This window comes from Curtobacterium sp. ME-Dv--P-122a, from assembly GCF_030209645.1.
Taxonomy (GTDB): domain Bacteria; phylum Actinomycetota; class Actinomycetes; order Actinomycetales; family Microbacteriaceae; genus Curtobacterium; species Curtobacterium flaccumfaciens.
In genome coordinates this window covers 115606-135113 of sequence record NZ_JARVRO010000015.1, presented here as the reverse complement: position 1 = coordinate 135113, position 19508 = coordinate 115606, and the positions used below count along the sequence as shown (strand labels likewise).

General features: G+C 72.4%; 22 protein-coding genes. 15 read left to right on the top strand and 7 right to left on the bottom strand.

The window, feature by feature from the left end; genetic code table 11:
* Positions 1-5: 5 nt before the first annotated feature.
* Positions 6-1055 (bottom strand): M4 family metallopeptidase, encoded by a 1050-nt coding sequence (locus QRN49_RS16830; RefSeq protein ID WP_284756794.1) that lies wholly within the window; start codon positions 1053-1055, stop codon positions 6-8.
* Positions 1056-1111: 56 nt separating this feature from the next.
* Positions 1112-2188 carry a glycoside hydrolase family 6 protein gene (locus QRN49_RS16825; RefSeq protein ID WP_284756792.1) on the bottom strand — a complete coding sequence of 359 codons (1077 nt, stop codon included), beginning with the start codon at positions 2186-2188 and terminating at the stop codon, positions 1112-1114.
* Between the two features lie 182 nt (positions 2189-2370).
* Between QRN49_RS16825 and QRN49_RS16820 the strand changes: the two genes are divergently transcribed.
* The 8 genes from QRN49_RS16820 to QRN49_RS16785 all read left to right on the top strand — a co-directional run bounded on the left by QRN49_RS16820 (position 2371) and on the right by QRN49_RS16785 (position 7734).
* Positions 2371-2820: a VanZ family protein gene (locus tag QRN49_RS16820; RefSeq protein ID WP_084741173.1), complete on the top strand. Its 450-nt coding sequence runs from the start codon at positions 2371-2373 to the stop codon at positions 2818-2820.
* Positions 2821-2920: 100 nt separating this feature from the next.
* Positions 2921-3190: a 30S ribosomal protein S15 gene (rpsO, locus tag QRN49_RS16815; RefSeq protein ID WP_284756788.1), complete on the top strand. Its 270-nt coding sequence runs from the start codon at positions 2921-2923 to the stop codon at positions 3188-3190.
* Between the two features lie 334 nt (positions 3191-3524).
* A complete protein-coding gene (locus QRN49_RS16810) occupies positions 3525-4142 on the top strand; it encodes a CE1759 family FMN reductase (RefSeq protein ID WP_111038865.1) in 618 nt (205 codons plus the stop codon).
* Between the two features lie 134 nt (positions 4143-4276).
* Entirely contained in the window at positions 4277-4609 is a 333-nt protein-coding gene (locus tag QRN49_RS16805; RefSeq protein WP_146245001.1) for a hypothetical protein, read from the top strand.
* On the top strand, positions 4606-5568 hold the full coding sequence (locus QRN49_RS16800) for an FAD:protein FMN transferase (RefSeq protein WP_284756785.1): 963 nt from the start codon (positions 4606-4608) through the stop codon (positions 5566-5568). Before QRN49_RS16805 ends, QRN49_RS16800 begins: the two co-directional genes overlap by 4 nt.
* Positions 5568-6125, top strand: a complete 558-nt coding sequence (locus tag QRN49_RS16795) for a ferric reductase-like transmembrane domain-containing protein (RefSeq protein WP_284756783.1) — start codon at positions 5568-5570, stop codon at positions 6123-6125. Before QRN49_RS16800 ends, QRN49_RS16795 begins: the two co-directional genes overlap by 1 nt.
* Complete coding sequence (locus QRN49_RS16790; protein WP_284756782.1) at positions 6122-7411, top strand: NADH-ubiquinone oxidoreductase-F iron-sulfur binding region domain-containing protein; 1290 nt, start codon at positions 6122-6124, stop codon at positions 7409-7411. Before QRN49_RS16795 ends, QRN49_RS16790 begins: the two co-directional genes overlap by 4 nt.
* The gene (locus QRN49_RS16785; RefSeq protein WP_284756781.1) at positions 7294-7734 is read left to right on the top strand and encodes a ferredoxin; all 441 of its coding nucleotides are present in this window, start codon (positions 7294-7296) and stop codon (positions 7732-7734) included. The genes QRN49_RS16790 and QRN49_RS16785 overlap by 118 nt, the downstream gene beginning before the upstream one ends.
* A gap of 34 nt (positions 7735-7768) precedes the next feature.
* On the opposite strand, the gene QRN49_RS16780 is transcribed toward QRN49_RS16785, so the two are convergent.
* The gene (locus QRN49_RS16780; RefSeq protein WP_284756779.1) at positions 7769-8986 is read right to left on the bottom strand and encodes a coiled-coil domain-containing protein; all 1218 of its coding nucleotides are present in this window, start codon (positions 8984-8986) and stop codon (positions 7769-7771) included.
* 281 nt (positions 8987-9267) lie between these two features.
* Between QRN49_RS16780 and QRN49_RS16775 the strand changes: the two genes are divergently transcribed.
* Positions 9268-11547 (top strand): polyribonucleotide nucleotidyltransferase, encoded by a 2280-nt coding sequence (locus QRN49_RS16775; protein WP_110864729.1) that lies wholly within the window; start codon positions 9268-9270, stop codon positions 11545-11547.
* A gap of 89 nt (positions 11548-11636) precedes the next feature.
* Here QRN49_RS16775 and QRN49_RS16770 read toward each other — a convergent pair whose 3' ends face one another.
* Positions 11637-12164, bottom strand: a complete 528-nt coding sequence (locus QRN49_RS16770; protein ID WP_284756778.1) for a YbhB/YbcL family Raf kinase inhibitor-like protein — start codon at positions 12162-12164, stop codon at positions 11637-11639.
* Between the two features lie 301 nt (positions 12165-12465).
* Positions 12466-13113 carry a TetR/AcrR family transcriptional regulator gene (locus QRN49_RS16765; protein ID WP_284756777.1) on the bottom strand — a complete coding sequence of 216 codons (648 nt, stop codon included), beginning with the start codon at positions 13111-13113 and terminating at the stop codon, positions 12466-12468.
* Between the two features lie 251 nt (positions 13114-13364).
* Between QRN49_RS16765 and QRN49_RS16760 the strand changes: the two genes are divergently transcribed.
* Together QRN49_RS16760 and QRN49_RS16755 are read left to right on the top strand one after the other, a co-directional pair.
* Positions 13365-14699 carry a M16 family metallopeptidase gene (locus QRN49_RS16760; protein ID WP_111023201.1) on the top strand — a complete coding sequence of 445 codons (1335 nt, stop codon included), beginning with the start codon at positions 13365-13367 and terminating at the stop codon, positions 14697-14699.
* An 8-nt stretch (positions 14700-14707) separates the two neighbouring features.
* Complete coding sequence (locus QRN49_RS16755; RefSeq protein ID WP_027464756.1) at positions 14708-15310, top strand: histidine phosphatase family protein; 603 nt, start codon at positions 14708-14710, stop codon at positions 15308-15310.
* Between the two features lie 49 nt (positions 15311-15359).
* Here the strand turns inward: QRN49_RS16755 and QRN49_RS16750 are convergent, their stop codons facing one another.
* Positions 15360-15851 carry a GNAT family N-acetyltransferase gene (locus QRN49_RS16750; protein ID WP_110864732.1) on the bottom strand — a complete coding sequence of 164 codons (492 nt, stop codon included), beginning with the start codon at positions 15849-15851 and terminating at the stop codon, positions 15360-15362.
* A 23-nt stretch (positions 15852-15874) separates the two neighbouring features.
* Here QRN49_RS16750 and QRN49_RS16745 point away from each other — a divergent pair, with 23 nt between their 5' ends.
* Positions 15875-16621 (top strand): 4-hydroxy-tetrahydrodipicolinate reductase, encoded by a 747-nt coding sequence (locus QRN49_RS16745; protein ID WP_228513608.1) that lies wholly within the window; start codon positions 15875-15877, stop codon positions 16619-16621.
* Between the two features lie 14 nt (positions 16622-16635).
* Positions 16636-17100 (top strand): tetratricopeptide repeat protein, encoded by a 465-nt coding sequence (locus QRN49_RS16740; protein WP_111023204.1) that lies wholly within the window; start codon positions 16636-16638, stop codon positions 17098-17100.
* A gap of 19 nt (positions 17101-17119) precedes the next feature.
* On the opposite strand, the gene QRN49_RS16735 is transcribed toward QRN49_RS16740, so the two are convergent.
* Positions 17120-18034, bottom strand: a complete 915-nt coding sequence (locus tag QRN49_RS16735) for a TIGR01777 family oxidoreductase (protein ID WP_284756775.1) — start codon at positions 18032-18034, stop codon at positions 17120-17122.
* 38 nt (positions 18035-18072) lie between these two features.
* Between QRN49_RS16735 and QRN49_RS16730 the strand changes: the two genes are divergently transcribed.
* On the top strand, positions 18073-18903 hold the full coding sequence (locus QRN49_RS16730) for a thymidylate synthase (protein WP_111023205.1): 831 nt from the start codon (positions 18073-18075) through the stop codon (positions 18901-18903).
* Complete coding sequence (locus tag QRN49_RS16725; protein ID WP_284756773.1) at positions 18903-19403, top strand: dihydrofolate reductase; 501 nt, start codon at positions 18903-18905, stop codon at positions 19401-19403. The genes QRN49_RS16730 and QRN49_RS16725 overlap by 1 nt, the downstream gene beginning before the upstream one ends.
* The last annotated feature ends 105 nt before the right edge of the window (positions 19404-19508 follow it).

Sequence of the window (19508 nt, the reverse complement as noted above, 5' to 3'; positions counted from 1 at the left end):
CCTGCTCAGTCGAGCACGCCCACCTGCTGCCAGGCCTGACGGACCGCGGTCTGCTCGGTGGAGCCCTCCCCGAACCGCCGCCCGGCCGCGTCGACGGTGACGGTGGCGAAGCCCGCGAAGTCGATCGAAGCGGTCACCTCGGTCGACGTCAGGGCGTCCCACCAGACGGCACCGGCACCCGGCCACGCGGGGCCGCCGATGGCCGTGGCCGCCAGGAAGAACGCGTGGTTCGGGATGCCGGAGTTCGTGTGGACCCCGCCGGCGTCGTCCGTGGTGACGACGAAGCCGGACATGGTCGCCGGTTGCGGGTCCTTGCCCAGCACCGGGTCGTCGTACGCGGTGCCGGGGGCCCGCATCGACCGGAGCGCGTCGCCCTGCACGGCGTCGGTGAACAGCCCCTCGCCGATGAGCCAGCTCGCCTGCTCCGCCGTCTGACCCGCCGCGTACTGGGCGACCTGGGAGCCGAAGACGTCGCTGATCGACTCGTTGAGGGCGCCCGACTGGCCCTGGTAGGTCAGGTCGGCGGTGTACTGCGTGACGCCGTGCGCCAGCTCGTGGCCGATGACGTCGAGCGCGACGGTGAAGCGGCGGAACACCTCGTCGTCGCCGTCGCCGAACACCATCCGGCGGCCGTCCCAGTAGGCGTTGTCGTAGTCCTGGCCGTAGTGCACGGTCGCGTCGAGGGGGAGCCCGGCGCCGTCGATCGACAACCGGTCGAACACCTCGAGCCAGAAGGCGTGCGTGGCGCCGAGGCCCGCGTACGCCTCGTCGACCGCGGCGTCACCGGAGTCGGCATCACCCTCGCGCCGGACGACGGTGCCGGGCAGCGTCGTGGTGCCGTGCGCGTCGGTGATCGTCCGCTGCGGGGAGCGGTCGACCGCACCGCTGACGCCGCGCGGTGCGACCAGGTGCGCGTGCTTCGGCGCCTGCACGGCGTCGAGCGAGGCCAGCGCGGTGCGTGCCGCCGAGGCCGCCCGGGGGAACGCGTCGGCACCGGCGACGGCGCGGAGCAGGTAGGGCGGGACGACGGAGCGGATGCGGTCGGTCGCGGTCATGCGCACATGCAACCACCGGGCACCGACACGGCCCTGCGCGGGCTGTCGGGCGGCGGTCAGTCGCGCTTGCGGTGCTCGACGAGGGCCAGCGCGTACGACTCCCACCACTGGCCGGCCGCGGGGCCGCCGTTGCAGGTGCCGTCGCTGAGCCCCGGCGTCTTGACCCAGAGCAGGGCGTCGAGCCGCGTGCTGCCGCCGGTGACGTGCGGCTCCTGGCCGAGGCCGGCGCCCTCGGGGTTGCACCAGGTGCCCCGCCACCCCTGCCCGTTCCGGGAGACGTCGATGACGAAGTGCGGGTCGCCGCCGACCGCGTCGGCGAGCTCGTCGGCGTACGCGCGCTCCTGGTCGACGCGGTAGAAGTTCGACACGTTCGTGAAGAACCCCTGCACCTCGTCGACGCCGGCCTGCCGCAGCCAGTCGGCCATGGTGGCGGTCGGCACACGGTTCTCGTTGCCGCCGTCCAGGTACACGGTGAGCCCGTGGCCGGTCAGCGCGTCGACGGCCTTCCGCAGCAGGGGCAGGCGTTCGTCGCGCAGCCGCTCGCAGTTCTGGATCTGGGCGATCGAGTCGGGTTCGACGAGCACGACGGCGTGCGAACCGGCCATCGCCCGGACGGCCGACCGGACCCACGGCAGGTAGGCGTCGTCCTCGGTGCCGCCCTTCGAGTAGCTGCCGCAGTCACGGTCCGGGATGTTGTAGAGGACGAACACGGGGGTGCCCCCACGTTCCTCCGCCGTGCTGACCACCGACCGGATCGTCGAGCGGGTCTCGACCCGCGAGGTGTTCGTCAGCCAGGTCGCGATCGGCTGGTCGGCGATCACGGCGATCTGCTCGGCGGTCTGGGTGTCACCGTCGGCACGGGCCTGGCGCTCGCGGAGGCCGGCCTGGTTCACGGCGGTCGGCTGGCGCGCGAGCCCGCCCGGGAACGCCTCGGCCGCGGACTTCCGCTCGGCGACGCTGCGGCCGCTCGGGGTACGGTCGCCGTCCGGCTGGCCGCCGTTCCACGGGCCGACGACCACGAGGGTCGTGACGACCGCGGCGACGACGACGGCCGCAGCGGCGATCCACCCCCACTGCCGCAGGCCGCCGGTGCGGTTGCGGCGTGGGGTGCTGGGTGCCTCGTGCTCCGGCATGCTGCGGTGCTCCTGATCTGACCGTGCGGTGTCGGTGGTGCGGGCACCGATCGCGCCCGGACCCATGCTGACAGGTGCGGGGGAGTCCTGACCAGCGCCGATCCGCGATCGCCCAGGTGTCGCACCGACGGCTGACAGGAGCGCTCCAGCGACCGCGCAGGACCGTGCAGCACACTGTGCGGATGTTCCGTCGACTCCTCCTCCTCGCCCTGACCGCGGGCTACGCCTGGGTGATCTGGCGGATGACGCTGACCCCGCAGGTCTTCACCTCGGCCCAGAACTCCCTCGTGCTGCACGCGATCGCCTGGGTGCAGCAGCTGCCGCACGGTGCCTGGTTCACGTACGAGCGCACCGAGTTCCTCGCCAACATCGCGATGTTCGTGCCCGTGGGGATGCTCGCGGCGCTGTGGCTGCCCCGGCGCTGGTGGATCCTCGGCGCGCTCGTCGCGGTCGCGCTGTCGACCGGCATCGAGTTCGCGCAGGCCACCTACCTCCCGTACCGCGTCGCGGACCCGCGCGACGTGCTGTCGAACGGCCTCGGTGGACTGCTCGGCGCGACGCTGGTCGGACTCGTCCGCAGCCTGCTGCCGGAGCGTCGTCGCCGACGCCGTCTGCACCCCAGGACCGCTTAGGACTCTGGTAGTCTTGTGCGGTTGCCGTCGAACGGCCGCGGACAAAGAGCGCTCGTGCATCAGGCACGGGCACCGCGCAACGGACAGGAAGGGGATCACCATGGCACTTGACGCACAGGTCAAGGAGGAGATCATCGAAGAGTACGCGACCCACCCGGGCGACACCGGATCCCCCGAGGTCCAGGTCGCCGTTCTGACGCGTCGTATCAACGACCTGAACGAGCACCTCAAGGAGCACAAGCACGACCACCACTCGCGTCGTGGCCTGCTCCTCATGGTCGGTCAGCGTCGCCGTCTCCTCGGCTACCTCTCCGACGTCGACATCGCCCGCTACCGCACGCTCATCGAGCGCCTCGGCCTGCGTCGCTAGTCGACCGACACACGCTTGACCGAACGCCCCGGTCCTCCTCGTGAGGACCGGGGCGTTCTTCGTTCCCGGGGTGTTCGATGCTCGGCGGGGCCCCGCTCAGTTCGCGCTCCGTGCTCGGTCGGTCGCGAGGTCGGTCACGACACGTCGCCTGCGCTCGTGCGGCGGTCACAGTTCGTCGGTTGCCGGGGTTCCAGTCGACACTTCGTGGCCGCTCCGCAGTCGACACGCGGGGAGTCGTGACCGATCGGCACGCTGCTCGACGGCGGGAATGGTCGTGACGGTGACTCGGTTGGATGCTATGTTCATGCAAACGCATCGAAAGTCGGGAAGCATCATGACCACCATCGCCGTCGTCTCCGCCGGACTCTCCGAGCCCAGCTCCACCCGCCTGCTCGCCGACCGTCTCGGCGAGGCCGCCGTCACGTCGCTCGTCGCCGAGGGCACCCCGGCACACGTCGTGCACGTCGAACTCCGGCCGCTCGCGCACGAGATCACCGACGCCATGCTGACCGGCTTCGCGGCCCCGGCACTCTCGGCAGCGATGGCCGCCGTGGTCGAGGCCGACGCCGTCGTGTTCGTCACGCCGATCTTCACCGCGGGCGTCAGCGGACTGGCGAAGTCGTTCCTGGACGTGCTCGACAAGGACTCGATGGCCGACATGCCCGTCCTGCTCGGTGCCACCGGCGGGACCTCGCGGCACTCCCTCGCGATCGACCACGCCCTCCGGCCCGTCTTCGCGTACCTGCGCGCGGCGATCGTGCCCACGGGGGTCTTCGCCGCGACCGACGACTGGGGGACCGACGGTGACGCGGCCGCCCTGGACGGTCGCATCCGCCGGGCCGGAGCCGACCTGGCCTGGGCGATCCGGGCCTCCAGGCGGGCCCCGCAGGAAGCCGATGCGCTCCCCGCGACCCCGGACTTCGCGAGCCTGCTCGGCGGCCTCGGCCACTGACCCGCGTCCCGCCGCCGTCGACGGGAGCACGTGCTCTTAGACGGACCACAGGGTTCGTACGGTCGGTGCGCGGCGGGTGCGCGGCTGGCTCATCGGTGCCCTCGGGAACCTCGTCGTGACGACGAGGAGCACCGATGGACACCAGAGGCAGCGGCAGGCGATCCGCACGGATCACGAGTGCGCTCGTCAGCGTGGGCGGGCTCGTGGTGGCGATGGTCACCGGTGCGGGGCTCTGGCTCGGGCACGAGCAGGCGAGCACCAGCACGAGCAGCGACACGAGCACGAGCAGCTCCAGCAGCAGCGACTCCAGCAGCAGCGAGTCCAGCAGCAGTGCCGACACGAGCACCGACTCGTCGACCCAGCCGACCGACTCCGCCACGAGCGACTCCGGGACCAGCGACTCGGACACCGGGGTGTCGCAGGGCACCACCGGCGGGACCTCCGACACCACGACGACGGGGTCGTGACCGTGCGCGCCGCCACCGGCTGGGACCTCTGGACCACGACCGCCCGGGTCGTCCTCGACCACCGGGACCGTCGGCACCTCGCTGCCGCGGAGTCCTGCGTCCGGCAGGTCACCTCCGCCGTCGACGCCGCGTGCAGCCGCTTCCGCGACGACTCCGAACTCACCGCACGCGCCGACGACCTCGTGCGTGGCACCGAGGTGTCGCCGCTCCTCGCCGCACTGGTGCACCAGGCCCTCGACGCAGCCCGGCTCTCCGACGGTGACGTCGACCCCACCCTCGGGCGCCGGATGGTGTCCCTCGGGTACGACGCCGCCTTCGCCGACGCCCGGCCGGTCCCGTCGCCCGAGGCCCTGTCGCGTGCACTCGACGATCGTCCGGCGTGGCAGCGCATCCTGCTGTCGGGCACGTTCCTGCGCATCCCCGAGGGCGTCACCCTCGACCTCGGTGCCACGGCGAAGGCCGCTGCCGCCGACATGGCCGCGGCGAGCATCACCGCACGGCTCGGCATCGGGGCGCTGGTGTCCCTCGGCGGTGACGTCGCGACCGCCGGCCCGGATCCGTCCGGCGGCTGGCAGGTCCGGGTGGCGGACCTCGAGGGTGACCCGGTCGACCACGTCCGGATCGCCTCGGGGTGGTCCGTGGCGACCTCGAGCACGCAGAAGCGCCGCTGGGAGCAGGACGGCACCGCCCGGCACCACATCCTCGACCCCCGGTGGGGTCTGCCCGCCGAGCCGGTCTGGCGCACGGTGACCGTCGTCGCCCCGTCGTGCACCACCGCCAACACGATGACGACCGCCGCCGTGGTGCGCGGTCGCACCGCCGCCGAGTGGCTCCGGCAGAGCGGACGCGCCGCCCGGCTCGTCGCCGCCGACGGCACGGTCGTACGGCTCGGCGGCTGGCCCGACGACCAGGGCACCGACGGCCAGCGCGCCGACGACGACCGATCGGCGGTCGCCTGATGAACACCGCTCTCTGGGTGATCGGCCGGGGCTTCGGGGTCACCGCCGTCCTGCTCCTCACCCTCACGGTGCTCCTCGGCATCGTCAGCAGGGGAGGACGACCGCTGCCCGGGCTGCCCCGGTTCGCCGTGCAGCTCGTGCACCGGGACGTCGCCCTCGCCGCCACCGTGTTCGTCGCGGTGCACGTGGGGTCGCTGCTGCTCGACACCGAGGCCGAGCTGCGCCTCCTCGACACGGTCGTGCCGTTCGTCGGCGCCGACCGGTGGTTCTGGCTGGGGCTCGGCACCCTGGCCGTCGACCTGCTCGTCGTGCTCGTCGTCACCGCACTGCTCCGCCGGGTGATCGGCCCGCGGGCCTTCCGCGCCGTGCACTGGGCGGCCTACGCCATGTGGCCGGTCGCCCTGGCCCACGCGGTCGGCACCGGGACCGACGGCACCTCCGCGTGGTTCCTCGTGCTCGCCGGCGTCTGCACCGCGGCCGTCGTCGGCGCCGTCGTCTGGCGGTGCACCGCCCGTGTCACCGAGTTCCGTTCCGCGAAGCTGGAGGTCGTCCGATGACCCTGACCCACCCCCGCACCGTCGTCCCACCCACCGGCACCCGACGGCTCCTGGCCGCACCCGGTCCGGCCCGCACCGACCACGAGGACACCTTCGGCCCGCTGCCGCAGCTCGGCCCGTGGCTGGTCGAAGAACTCGGCCGCGCCGGCGTCGACGGCCGCGGCGGAGCCGGGTTCCCGCTCGCCCGGAAGCTCGCCGCCGTGACCGTCCGCGGCCGCCGTCGGGGTCGGGGTGCGCCCCTCGTGGTCGCGAACGCCGCCGAGGGGGAACCCGCCAGCCGCAAGGACGCCGTCCTGCTCGAGCGCGCACCGCACCTGGTGCTCGACGGCATCGTCGTCGCGGCCGCCGCGGTCGGTGCGTCCGAGGCGGTGCTCGCCACGAGCGACCGACTCGCCGGTCCGGTCCGCCGGGCCCTCGCGGAACGCGCCGACCGTGGTGCCGACTGCGGCACCGACCGCGGCGGCGACCCCGTGCCGATCAGCCTGCGGGTCCTGCCCCACGCCTCCTTCGTCTCCGGGGAGGCCAGCGCCCTCGCCTCGGCCGTCGCCGGTGGCCGGGGTGTGCCCGAGGACCGCGTGGTGCGGCTCGCCGAACGGGGCCCGAGCGGGCGACCGACCCTGGTGTCGAACGTCGAGACCCTCGCCCAGGCAGCACTCGTCGTGCGCTTCGGGGCGGCGTGGGCCCGGGGCGTCGGCAGCCCGAGTGCCCCCGGCACCCGGCTCGTCACGGTGAGCGATGTGACGGACCCGACCACCGCGGTGGTGCTGGAGACCGCCGGGGGTGTGCCGCTCGGGGAACTGCTGCGGGCCTCCCGGCTGCCGGTGACCGATCCGGCGCACACGCGCGCCGTGCTGGTCGGCGGATGGGGCGGGACGTGGCTGCCGGCCGCGGCCCTCGACGCGTCGTTCGACCCCGAGGGACTGGCTCGGTGGGGTGCCGCGCCCGGGGCCGGGGTGCTCGCCGTGCTCGACGACCGGACCTGCCCGATCGCGGTGACGGCACGGCTGGCGGCGGCGCTCGCCGGAGCGTCGGCCGGACGGTGCGGACCGTGCGTGAACGGGCTGCCGCGGATCGCCGACGTCGTCGGGGACCTGGCCTCGGGGCGCCCAGCGGGGGACCTGGCGGGAGAGGTGCGTCGGGTCGCCGCGCTGGTGCACGGTCGTGGGGCGTGTCACCACCCGGACGGGGTGGCGCGGATGGTGCGGAGCGCGCTCGACGTGTTCCACGACGACGTGCAGGCGCACCTCGGTGGCCGGTGCCTGCTGCGGCGCGGGGGTGCGTGGTGAGCGGGGGCGCGGGTGCAGGCGCGGGTGTCGTCTCGCTGCACGTCGACTGGACGCGCTGCCGGGGCCGGGGGTTGTGCACGGAACTGCTCGCCGAGCGGCTCGAGCGCGACGAGTGGGGCTACCCGATCGCCCGGGCTGGCACCCCCGGCGCCCGGGCCGGAGGCGACCCCGGCGATCCCGGTGTCCGGGCCGGCAATCCGGGTGACCCCGGCACCCCCGACACCGGCACCCGCGACGTCCCGGTCCGTCCGCACGAGCGGGCCGCTGCGGCCGACGCCGTCGCGATGTGCCCCCTGCAGGCGCTCCGACTGGTGGAGCGGTGAGCAGCCGGCGACCGGCGCCCGGCCGGCCCAGCGCTCAGTACCAGTGCGGGTTGACGCTCATCTCGTGGCCCCACGCCCCGCAGGGTGATCCGTAGGCGCTCTTGATGTACGCGAGCCCCCAGTCGATCTGCGTGTTCGCGTTGGTGCGCCAGTCGGCTCCGGCGACCGCCATCTTCTCGGCCGGCAGCGACTGCGGGATGCCGTAGGCGCCGCTCGAGGCGTTCAGGGCGTTCGCCCGCCACCCGGACTCCTGCGTCCAGAGCGACACCAGGCACGAGAACTGGTCGGAGCCCCACCCGTACGACCCGAGTGCGCTCCGTGCGTAGGCCTGCGCCGCCGCGGGGTCCACGGCGACGCCCCCGGTGCTCGGGTAGGACGAGCCGGTGCCGCCGCTCGTCGCGCTGCCGCCGGAGGCGCTGCTGCCGGCGTTCGCCGCGGCCGCGTTCGCCGCCGCCTCGGCCGCAGCCGCCGCAGCCCGCTTGCGTTGCTGCTCCGCCTTCTGCGCGGCGACCCGCTGCCCGAGTTCGTACCCGGCCTCCTGCTTCGCGGTGCTGTCCTTGAGTGACGCGAGCTGCGCGTACAGCTCGTCGCTGTGCTGCTCCGTCGACTCGACAGCGGCGTCCGCCGCCTGTTCCGCCGACTTCGCCGCGGCCGAGCGTTCCTCGGCCGCCTGCGCGCGCGTCGCCCGCTCCGTCTCGGCCCGCTCGGCCTGCTCGTGCAGCGAGGACGCCGTGCCGGCCGCGACGGACGCGTCGTCCATGACGCCGGCCCAGGTCTCCGACAGCTGGTCGAGCGCGCCGAGCTGGTAGAGCAGCTGGTCCGGGTTCTTCGCGGTCGCGATGCGGGTGGTCATCTGGTTCGTGCTGCCGTCGCGGTACAGGTTCGCGGCCAGCTGACCGGCCCGCTGCTGGGCCCGGTCCGCCGTCTCGCTCGCGTGCTGCGCCTGGGCCTGGAGGCTCGTGGCGGCCTGGGTGGCCGACGCCAGCTCCGACTCGGCCGCGTCCGCCTTCGACGAGGCCACCAGGGCGGCCTGCGACTTCGCGGCTGCTTCGTCCTGCGCCGACTGCAGCGCCGCCTGCACCTTCTGCACCTCGGCGCGCTTGGCGGTCTCGTTGCCCTTGGCGCGCTGGACGTCCTGCCAGGTGGGGTACTCGGTGGCGTTCGCGGGGGCAGCGGTCAGGGCCGGGGCGACGAGCGCGCCGACGACCACGGCGGCCGCGACGAGCACGCCCCGCGAGGGGGTGAGGCGCATGTCGGCAGGCTACCGATGTTCACCAGGAGTCCAGCGAGCCGCGCCGCCGACAGCCTGAGGACTGGTAAAGTCCATCGTGTCCGAGGACTCATTCCCCGGACGTCACACACAACACTGCGCAGGCCGGGCACGGAGCTGGTCATCGGTGGTGGCTCGCGGGCCGGAACGGTTTCCCGAGTGCTTCTACTGCTGGCCAGACATGCGTCCGGAACGATCGGCGCGCACGCACCATCGAGTGCCGTCGCCACGGCCTGCCGGAAACACATCAAGGAGGCGCCCTTTTGGAGGGTCCCGAGATCAAGTTCGCCGAAGCCGTCATCGACAACGGCAAGTACGGCAAGCGCACCGTCCGGTTCGAGACCGGTCGGCTCGCACAGCAGGCCCAGGGCGCGGTCGCCGCGTACCTGGACGAGGAAACGATGCTCCTCTCGGCCACCAGCGCCGGCAAGCACCCGCGTGAGGGCTTCGACTTCTTCCCGCTGACCGTCGACGTCGAGGAGCGTTCCTACGCCGCCGGCAAGATCCCCGGTTCGTTCTTCCGTCGCGAAGGCCGTCCGTCGACCGAGGCCATCCTCGTCTGCCGTCTGATCGACCGGCCGCTGCGTCCGTCGTTCGTCGACGGCCTCCGCAACGAGGTGCAGATCGTCATCACCGTCCTGAGCATCGCTCCGGACGAGTTCTACGACGCGCTGGCGATCAACGCCGCGTCCGCGTCGACGCAGATCTCCGGTCTGCCGTTCTCCGGCCCGATCGCCGGTGTGCGCCTCGCGCTCATCGGCGACCAGTGGGTCGCGTTCCCGAAGGCCTCGCAGCTCGCCGACGCCGTGTTCGACCTGACCGTCGCCGGTCGTGTCGTCACGGACGAGGCCGGCAACGAGGACGTCGCGATCATGATGGTCGAGGCGGAAGCCACCGAGCACGCCTGGGACCTCATCCAGGGCGGCGCCACCAAGCCCGACGAGGCCATCGTCGCCCAGGGTCTCGAGGCGGCGAAGCCGTTCCTCAAGTCCCTCGTCGACGCACAGGCCAAGCTCGCCGCGCAGTCGGCCAAGGAGATCCAGGACTTCCCGGTCTTCCCGCCGTACGCGCCCGAGGTCTACTCGGCCGTCGAGGCCCTCGCGCTCTCCGAGCTCGGTGACGTCTACAAGATCGCCGCCAAGACCGAGCGTCAGGACGCCGACGACGCGCTCAAGTCGCGCGTCAAGGCCGCCATCGCCGAGCAGGTCACCGCGGGCTCGCTGCCCGAGGTCGCCAACTCGCAGGTCGGCGCCGCGTACAAGTCGGTCACGAAGAAGGTCGTCCGCGGCCGCATCCTGACCGAGCAGATCCGCATGGACGGCCGCGGCCTCGCCGACATCCGTCCGCTCGACGCCGAGGTCGCCGTGATCCCGCGCGTCCACGGTTCGGCGATCTTCCAGCGTGGCGAGACGCAGATCCTCGGCGTCACCACGCTGAACATGCTCAAGATGGAGCAGCAGATCGACTCGCTGTCGCCCGTCACGAAGAAGCGCTACCTGCACCACTACAACTTCCCGCCCTACTCGACCGGTGAGACCGGCCGCGTGGGTTCGCCGAAGCGTCGCGAGATCGGGCACGGCTTCCTCGCCGAGCGCGCCCTCGTGCCGGTGCTGCCGTCGCGTGACGAGTTCCCGTACGCCATCCGTCAGGTCTCCGAGGCGCTCAGCTCCAACGGCTCGACCTCGATGGGTTCCGTCTGCGCCTCGACCCTGTCGCTGCTCAACGCCGGTGTGCCCCTCAAGGCCCCGGTCGCCGGCATCGCGATGGGCCTGGTGTCCGACACCGTCGACGGTCAGACCCGCTACGCGGCCCTGACCGACATCCTCGGTGCGGAAGACGCCCTCGGCGACATGGACTTCAAGGTGGCCGGTACCTCGGAGTTCGTCACCGCGATCCAGCTCGACACCAAGCTCGACGGTATCCCGTCGACGGTGCTCGACGCGGCGCTCAAGCAGGCCAAGGAGGCCCGCTCGGCCATCCTCGGTGTGCTGAACGAGGCCATCGACGCCCCCGACGAGATGGCGGACACCGCTCCTCGCGTCATCTCGGTGCAGATCCCCGTCGACAAGATCGGCGAGCTGATCGGCCCGAAGGGCAAGACGATCAACGGCATCCAGGACACCACGGGCGCCGACATCTCGATCGAGGACAACGGCACCGTCTACATCGGTGCCGTCGACGGTCCGTCGGCCGAGGCCGCTCGTGCCCAGGTCAACGCGATCGCGAACCCGACCAACCCGGAGATCGGGGACCAGTTCCTCGGCACCGTCGTGAAGATCGCCACCTTCGGCGCCTTCGTGTCGCTGCTCCCGGGGCGTGACGGTCTGCTCCACGTCTCCGAGGTCCGCAAGCTCGCCGGTGGCAAGCGTGTGGAGAACGTCGAAGACGTGCTCGGCGTCGGCCAGAAGGTCCTCGTCGAGGTCACCAAGGTGGACGACCGCGGCAAGCTGTCGCTCGCGCCGGTCGTGGCCGACGAGACCGAGGGTGACTCCACCTCGGCCGAGACGGTCCGCGCCCACGCCGAGGACCCGGCCGAGGGCTGATCCTCTCCGCGTCCTGACGCACGAACGGCCGCCGTCCCTTCCGGGGCGGCGGCCGTTCGCCGTTGCGGGGCAGGTGCCACGCGTGTCCGTCAGGCTGCGGGGGTCTCCTGCGTGCCCATGAGCTGTGCGCGCCCGAGCAGGTGTCCACGGAGCATGAAGCCCACGACCGCGGGGGTCGCGTTGGCGGGGACCTCGAGCACGGGGACGTCGAGGGCGCTCAGCGTGAAGAAGTAGCGGTGCGCACCGTGGCCCGCGGGCGGAGCGGCCCCGAGGAACGTGTCCGTGCCGAACTCGTTGCGGCGGCGGAGTGCCTCGGCGGGCAGCAGGGCGTCGTCGGTGCCGGCGCCTGCGGGGAGCGAGGTCGCCGAGCCCGGGATGTCCGTCAGGCTCCAGTGCCAGAAGCCGGAGCCGGTCGGGGCATCGGGGTCGTAGACGGTCAGGACGAAGCTCTTCGTGCTCTCGGGTGCGTCCGACCACTCGAGTGCGGGGGAGCGGTCCTCACCGCCGACGTCGGAGCCGCGTGCCGAGGTGGGCAGCTCGCCTCCGTCGGTGAAGTCGGGGCTCGTCAGGGTGAAGGACGGGACGTCGGGCAGGTTCCAGTTGGGGTCGTTGGCCATGCCTCAAGCCAACACCCGCCGGCTCGGGCCGCGCTCGGCGCGCGCGCGGGGCTGTGGGAGTTCGCACGTGACGGCCTGGAGGCGCGGTGCGGGCCCGCCACGGGCCTCCCGTCCGGCCGCGGTCGCCTCGACCGCCCCGCGGAAGCGACGGATGTGCGTCGCGCGGGTGCGTCCGTGCCGCGAAGGCGACAGGATGCCGCGAACGGTTCGCGGTGATCTGTCGCTTTCGAGAAAGCGACAGTGACAGCCGACAGTCGACAGTCGACAGCCGACGGTGACAGCGCTGGCGGCGAGCCGGGCGTCAGCCCGCGAGCACCCGGTCGACCACGCGGTTGAGCGCAGCGGTGGCGGCGATCGCGTCACCGGCGTACGCGCCGGCCATCGCACCGTCGCGCGCGAGCATGAGCTCGTCGGCGCCGTCGCCGGGCAGGGGGTGTCCAGCCTCCTGCAGCAGGGTCGCGAGTCGCTCGGTGTACCAGTCGCGGTGCACGGCGACGACCTGGCGGACCGGGTCGCGCGGGTCGTGGTACTCGGCGGCGGCGTGCAGGAACGCGCAGCCGCGGAACGCCGGGTCGTTGACGTCGTCGGCCAGCGCGGCGACCCACGCACGGACGGCCCGCTCGGGGGAGCCGGCGTCGGCGATGAGCTGCTCCATCCGCTCCTGCACGCGCTCGTGCTGGGTGCGGATGTAGGCCAGGATCAGGTTGTCCTTCGACCCGTAGTGCTTGTAGAACGTCGCCTTCGTGACGCTCGCCTCGGAGATGAGACGGTCGACGCCGACGCTGTGGATGCCCTCTTCGTAGAAGAGCCGCGTGGCGGTCTCGAGGACACGGACCTTCGCGCCGCCGGAGCGGGGAGTCGGGGGGACGCTCGACCCGTCCGGCGACGCGAGGTTCGTGCTCGGGCCGGGGAGACGCTGCGCGGCCGGTTGGGGGGAATCGACCGTCACAGCGTGTACTCCTCGGACTCATCGGCTCCGCGACCGGAGTGGGGGGACTCGGTGGTCGCGCAGGACTGATGCCCCGAGCCGCCGGATCGGAACTTAGGGGGGCTTTCGATCCGGCGTTGCCAACAGTAGCACAAGGAGGACAGACAGACGAGTCGGTCTGTCCACACTTTCTGTACCCCACTTCGAGTGGCACGCGACCGAGACCGGGAAACTGGGCGGGAGGCATCGGCGGATCAGTAGGCTCGTCTGCGATGAACCAGCCAGTGCCACTGCCGCTCGGGGCCCCGGACACGTCGTTCCTGACGTCCGGCGGGGCCTTCGTCCGTCGCACCGTGCTGCCCTCGGGCGTCCGTGTGCTGACCGAGGCGGTGCCGGGTGCCGCGTCGACGAGCATCGGGTTCTGGGTCGGCGTCGGTTCGCGGGACGAGCGTGACGGGCAGTTCGGGTCGACGCACTTCCTCGAACACCTGCTCTTCAAGGGCACCGAGACCCGGTCGGCGCTCGACATCGCCATCGCGTTCGACTCGGTCGGCGGTGAGCACAACGCTGCGACCGCCAAGGAGTACACCTGCTACTACGCACGGGTCCGGGACACCGACGTCCCGATGGCCGTGAACGTCATCGGTGACATGGTCACCGGTTCCGTGCTCGAACCGGACGCCTTCGCCGTCGAGCGCGGGGTCATCCTCGAAGAGCTCGCGATGGCCGCCGACGACCCGGCCGACGTCGCGGGCGAAGCGTTCTTCGCCGCGGCCTTCGGCGGACATCCCCTCGGCCGTCCGATCGGCGGCACCCCGGACAGCATCCGTGCGGTCCAGCGGGACGAGGTACTGGCCCACTACCGCGAGCACTACGCGCCGAACGGCATCGTCGTCACCGCCGCCGGCGCCGTCGACCACGACCGGTTCTGCGAGCTCGTCGCCGGCGTCTTCCACGACGCCCCCGACGCCGACCCGCTGCCGCGCCGCACGCCCGAGACCGTGGCCGACCCGGTCGAGGCGAAGCTGACCGTGGTGCACCGCCCGACCGAGCAGGTCAGCATGCTCCGCGGCTCGCAGGGCCTCGACCTGCGTGACGACCGCCGCCCCTCGCTCAGCGTCCTGAACGCCGTGCTCGGTGGGGGCATGAGTTCACGCCTGTTCCAGGAGGTCCGTGAGCGCCGCGGTCTGGCCTACGCGGTCTCGTCGTTCGCCCCGGCCTACCTGGACAACGGTGCCTTCGGTGTCTACGCCGGCTGTGCACCGGACAACGTCGCCGGTGTCGTCGACATCGTCGACGCCGAGTTCCGCCGGATGGTCGACCACGGCATCACCGACGACGAGCTCCGACGTGCCAAGGGCCAGATCGAGGGCGCGCTGACGCTCTCGCTCGAGGACTCCGACGCCCGCATGACCCGCCTCGGCCGCTCCGAGCTCGGCACCGGCGAGTACACCGACCTGTCGACGGCGCTCGAGCGTGTCGACGGCGTCACGACCGACGGCGTGCTCGAACTCGCGCGCGACCTGCTCACCCGGCCGACGATCACCTCGGTCGTCGGTGCCGTGCAGCAGGACGAACTCGCCGCGGCCATCGGGATCGGCAGCTGAGCACGGACATGTCGCACTACCTGTACCTCGTCCGGCACGGCGAACACCAGGACGCCGAACACGGCCTGCGGGACGGCAAGCTCTCCGAACGCGGCAAGCGCCAGGCGACCCTGATCGCGGACCGTCTCGGTGGCGTGCCCTTCGACGGCGTGTACCATTCGCCGCTCGAGGCCCCGAGCGAGACCGCCGCGTTCCTGTCGCAGCGCCTGCCGTCGATCCAGCCCGAGCCCTCCACTCTGCTGTTCGACTGCATCCCCTCGGGCCCGACCCCGGACATGCCGCACGCCTACCAGGGCTGGTACGGCGGCATCACCGAAGAGGAGATCGTCGCCGGGCAGGCTCAGATGGGCGACGCCGTGTCGGAGTGGTTCACCCCGGCGCGCGAGGACCGGCACGACCTGCTGATCACCCACAACGCCGTGATCGGCTGGTTCGTGCGCGAGGCGTTCCAAGCCCCCGAGTGGCGCTGGATGGGCACGAACGTCGCCCACACCGCGCTCACGATCATCCGGATCCGGTCGGCGAAGCCCGCCGAGGTCGTCACGCTGAACGACCTGGCCCACCTGCCGGTGGAGCTGCGCACCGGTCTGCCCGTCGACCAGCCCGTCTAGCGGCTGCCCGTCCGGTCCGCGGTGGCGCGGCCGGGAGGCCCGTGGCGGCTCAGGCGATCGGCTTGCGGTACCAGGCGGTCGCGTTCGGGTTGTCGTTGAACGGCTCGACCCGCTGGTACCCGCGGCCGCGGTACATCGCACCGGCTGCCACGAGCGAGTCGTTCGTGTCGAGGACGATGCTCGTCGCACCGAGGTCGGCCGCGGCCCGCTCGAGCAGGTCCATCACGGCCGTCGCGACGCCCGTGCCGCGCCCGGCCGGTGCCACGAAGACGTGCTTGACCTCGAACCGGACGTCGACGGCACCGGTCGCGTCGACCCCGTCCGCGATCCGACGGAGGCCGCCGCAGCCGACCGCGACGTCGTCGTCGTACGCCACCGCGAACACCCCGTTCGGCGGCGTGAACTCGGCCGCGGGGGTGCGCTTCCGCGAGTACGTGCCCTGCGCGCTCGGGAACGTCGCCGCGCGCTCGTCCAGGTACGCGTCGAGCAGCGCGTCGACCTCGGGCAGATCGGCCGGCACGGTCCTGACCTCGACTGACATGCGTCGATCCTAGGATGGACCGCATGGTCACTCCCGTCGCCGTCGTCGGCGCCACCGGTCGTCTCGGGGGCCTCGTGGCGTCCGTCGTCGAGGAACTCCCGGAGTTCGAGCTCGTCGCCCGCCTGTCGTCGAAGGACGGCGCGCACGAGGCGCCGCCGTCGGTCTTCGGCGGTGCGGCGCTGGTGGTCGACGTGACGGTGCCGTCGCTCAGCCCGGCGATCGTGGAGAACGCGCTCTCGAGCGGCGCGAACGTGCTCGTCGGCACCTCCGGCTGGTCGCTCGACCGGCTCGCGAAGCTCCGCACCGGGCTGCGGGAACGCCCGGACCAGGGGGTGCTCGTGGTCCCGAACTTCTCCATCGGCTCCGTGCTCGGCACGCACCTGGCGACGATCGCGGCACCGTGGTTCCCAGCCGCCGAGATCGTCGAGACCCACCACGCCGGCAAGATCGACTCGCCCTCGGGCACCGCGGTGCGCACCGCCGAGCTGATGGCCGACGCCCGGCGCGAGGTCGGTCCCGTGGACGCCCCGCACGTCGACCAGCGCGCCCGCGGCCAGCAGGTCGCCAGCGTGCCCATCCACTCGCTCCGGCTCCCCGGGGTGAAGGCCGTGCAGGACGTCGTGCTGAGCGGCCCCGGTGAGACGCTGACGATCCGGCACGACACCAACGACGACGTCGCCTACGTGGCGGGCATCCGTGCGGCGCTGGCGAACGTGGTGTCGGCGCGGGGCCTCACCGTGGGCCTCGGCAGCGTCCTCGGCATCGGCTGACCGCCATGGGTCGGATGGAGCGGGCCGGACGTACGATCCGCTCGCCGTTCTGGGGTGCGGCGCTGATGGCGGTGCTGCTCGCCCTGTACATCGTGCTCGTCGGGCAGCGCGCCGTCGCCTTCATCGCGACCGGGATCCCGATCGGCATCGGCATCGGCGTCGCGCTGTTCGTCGTCGCCGCGATCGGGGCGCTGCTGCTCGTGCTCGAGTTCCGCTTCGGCATCCGCATCACCCGGCTCGGCGCGCGGCTCGAGGCCGAGGGTGGCACCCCGGACGACGTCGTCCCGGTGCGCCCGTCGGGACGGCCGATCCGCGACGCCGCCGACGAGCTGTTCCCGCGGTACCGCGACGCGGTCGAGCAGGACCCGGCCGACTGGCGTGCCTGGTACCGGCTCGGTGTGGTCTACGACGCCGCCGGTGACCGCAAGCGCGCACGGTCGGCGATGCGCACCGCCCTGGCGCGCGCCACCGACCGCTGACCGCGGGCTGATCCGCGGATCAGAAGACGGCGTCGATCGCGTCCGCCGCCTGCGTGTACCGGAACGTGTAGCCGGACTCGAGCAGCTTCGTGGGGACCATCTGCTGGCTCGACAGGAGCATGTCGTCGGCGGCGTCCCGCAGCGCCAGGCGCAGGGCGAACTCGGGGATCCGGAAGAGGTACGGGCGGTGCAGGACCTCGGCGACGTGCTTCGTGATGCGGTCGGCGACGACGGGCTCGGGGCCCGCCAGGTTCACCGGACCGGACACGTCCGGTGCCGCGGTCGCCAGGTGCACGATCGCGCCGACCTCGTCCTCGAGTGCGATCCACGGCCAGTGCTGGCCACCGGTGCCGAGCCGGCTGCCGACGCCGAGCTTCGTGAGCGGGACGAGCGGCGCGAGTGCACCGCCGCCCTTGCCGATGACGATGCCGGTCCGGAGCGTGACGACCCGGACCCCGGCGGGAGCGGCGTTCGCGGCGGCTTCCCACGCGGTGCAGACGTCGGCGAGGAAGCCCGTGCCCGGGGCGGCGTCGTCCTGCAGCACGTCGGCCGGGCGGTCGCCGTACACGCCCGAGGCCGAGCCCGACAGGAACAGCGCCGGGGGAGTGGCGGCGTGCCGCATCGCTTCGACCAGGGTGTCGGTGGCGTCGATGCGCGAGCTGCGGATCTCCTTGCGGTACGCGTCCGTCCACGGCAGCTTGCCGATGTTCGCGCCGGCCAGGTTGATCACCACGTCGGCACCGTCCAGGATCGCCGGGTCGAGCGGACGCCGCCCCGGTGCCCAGCGGAACTCGGTCGCGGTGCGTGCTTCGCGGCGGACGAGCGTGGTGACGTGGTGCCCCGCCTCGCGCAGGGCGCGGACGAGGGGCGTCCCGATGAACCCGGACGAGCCGGCCACCAGGATCGAGAGCGGTTGTTCCGTCGTGTCGGGCATGCCCGCAACGCTACTCACACCGACGTAGGATTCTGCGTGTGACCGACAGCGAGACCGTACAGCCCGACGCCTCCGTCCCGACGCCCTACGAAGACCTGCTCCGCCGGGTCCTGACGGAGGGCTCGCCGAAGGGTGACCGCACCGGCACCGGCACCCGCAGCCTGTTCGGCGCACAGCTCCGCTACGACCTGTCGAAGGGGTTCCCCCTCGTCAGCACGAAGCGCGTGCACTTCAAGTCGGTCGCGTACGAGCTCCTCTGGTTCCTCCGTGGCGAGGGCAACGCCACCTGGCTGCAGGAGCACGGTGTCCGGATCTGGAACGAGTGGGCGGACGCCGACGGCGACCTCGGCCCGGTGTACGGCGTGCAGTGGCGCTCGTGGCCGACCCCCTCGGGTGAGCACGTCGACCAGATCGCCCAGGTCATCGACCAGATCAAGACGAACCCGGACAGCCGCCGTCTCATCGTCTCGGCATGGAACGTGGCCGACGTTCCGGACATGGCGCTCGCTCCGTGCCACGCCTTCTTCCAATTCTTCGTCAACGACGGCAAGCTCTCGTGCCAGCTCTACCAGCGGAGCGCCGACATGTTCCTCGGCGTCCCGTTCAACATCGCCTCGTACGCGCTGCTGACCCACATGATCGCGGCGCAGACCGGGCTCGAGGTCGGCGACTTCGTCTGGACCGGTGGCGACTGCCACATCTACGACAACCACGTCGAACAGGTCGAGGAGCAGCTGTCCCGCACGGCGTACCCGATGCCGACGCTCGAACTCGCTCCGCGCGACTCGATCGACGACTACGAGTACGAGGACTTCACCGTCGTCGGCTACGAGCACCACCCGGCGATCAAGGCCGCGGTCGCCGTCTGATGATCGGCATGGTCTGGGCCCGCTCGACCACCGGTGTCATCGGTGCCGACGGCGGCATGCCCTGGCACGTGCCCGAAGACCTGGCGCACTTCAAGCAGGTCACCGGCGACGCGACCGTGCTGATGGGCCGGCGCACCTGGGAGTCCCTACCCGAGCGCTTCCGGCCGCTGCCCGGTCGGCGCAACGTCGTGCTCACCCGGGACACGACGTGGACGGCCGACGGCGCCGAGGTCGTGCACGACCTGCAGGCCGAACTCGAGCGTGCCGACGGCGCCGACGAGACCGTGTGGGTGATCGGCGGCGGTCAGGTCTACGCCGCCGCACTCGACGCGGCCGACCACGTCTCCGAGACGCTGATCGACGTCGACGTGCCCGGTGACACCGTCGCACCCACGCTCGACGAGGCGGCCGGCTGGACGCTCACCGAGGAGGGCCCCTGGCAGGAGTCCCGGAACGACGGCACCCGCTACCGGTTCCTGGAGTGGCAGCGCCGCGCCTGAGCGCCCGCACGGGCCGGGCGTGACCGGCGGGACGGGCGTGATCCGGGCCTCCCGGCCGCGCCGCAGGCGGTCCACCGTCCACACGGACGGCGGTCCTCGCGCGCA

Bases quoted from the DNA above. Each gene is read 5' to 3' on its own strand.
- QRN49_RS16830 (WP_284756794.1), bottom strand. From the start codon at position 1,055: ATGACCGCGACCGACCGCATCCGCTCCGTCGTCCCGCCCTACCTGCTC.
- QRN49_RS16825 (WP_284756792.1), bottom strand. From the start codon at position 2,188: ATGCCGGAGCACGAGGCACCCAGCACCCCACGCCGCAACCGCACCGGC.
- QRN49_RS16820 (WP_084741173.1), top strand. From the start codon at position 2,371: ATGTTCCGTCGACTCCTCCTCCTCGCCCTGACCGCGGGCTACGCCTGG.
- rpsO (WP_284756788.1), top strand. From the start codon at position 2,921: ATGGCACTTGACGCACAGGTCAAGGAGGAGATCATCGAAGAGTACGCG.
- QRN49_RS16810 (WP_111038865.1), top strand. From the start codon at position 3,525: ATGACCACCATCGCCGTCGTCTCCGCCGGACTCTCCGAGCCCAGCTCC.
- QRN49_RS16805 (WP_146245001.1), top strand. From the start codon at position 4,277: ATGGACACCAGAGGCAGCGGCAGGCGATCCGCACGGATCACGAGTGCG.
- QRN49_RS16795 (WP_284756783.1), top strand. From the start codon at position 5,568: ATGAACACCGCTCTCTGGGTGATCGGCCGGGGCTTCGGGGTCACCGCC.
- QRN49_RS16790 (WP_284756782.1), top strand. From the start codon at position 6,122: ATGACCCTGACCCACCCCCGCACCGTCGTCCCACCCACCGGCACCCGA.
- QRN49_RS16780 (WP_284756779.1), bottom strand. From the start codon at position 8,986: ATGCGCCTCACCCCCTCGCGGGGCGTGCTCGTCGCGGCCGCCGTGGTC.
- QRN49_RS16770 (WP_284756778.1), bottom strand. From the start codon at position 12,164: ATGGCCAACGACCCCAACTGGAACCTGCCCGACGTCCCGTCCTTCACC.
- QRN49_RS16760 (WP_111023201.1), top strand. From the start codon at position 13,365: ATGAACCAGCCAGTGCCACTGCCGCTCGGGGCCCCGGACACGTCGTTC.
- QRN49_RS16755 (WP_027464756.1), top strand. From the start codon at position 14,708: ATGTCGCACTACCTGTACCTCGTCCGGCACGGCGAACACCAGGACGCC.
- QRN49_RS16750 (WP_110864732.1), bottom strand. From the start codon at position 15,851: ATGTCAGTCGAGGTCAGGACCGTGCCGGCCGATCTGCCCGAGGTCGAC.
- QRN49_RS16745 (WP_228513608.1), top strand. From the start codon at position 15,875: ATGGTCACTCCCGTCGCCGTCGTCGGCGCCACCGGTCGTCTCGGGGGC.
- QRN49_RS16740 (WP_111023204.1), top strand. From the start codon at position 16,636: ATGGAGCGGGCCGGACGTACGATCCGCTCGCCGTTCTGGGGTGCGGCG.
- QRN49_RS16735 (WP_284756775.1), bottom strand. From the start codon at position 18,034: ATGCCCGACACGACGGAACAACCGCTCTCGATCCTGGTGGCCGGCTCG.
- QRN49_RS16725 (WP_284756773.1), top strand. From the start codon at position 18,903: ATGATCGGCATGGTCTGGGCCCGCTCGACCACCGGTGTCATCGGTGCC.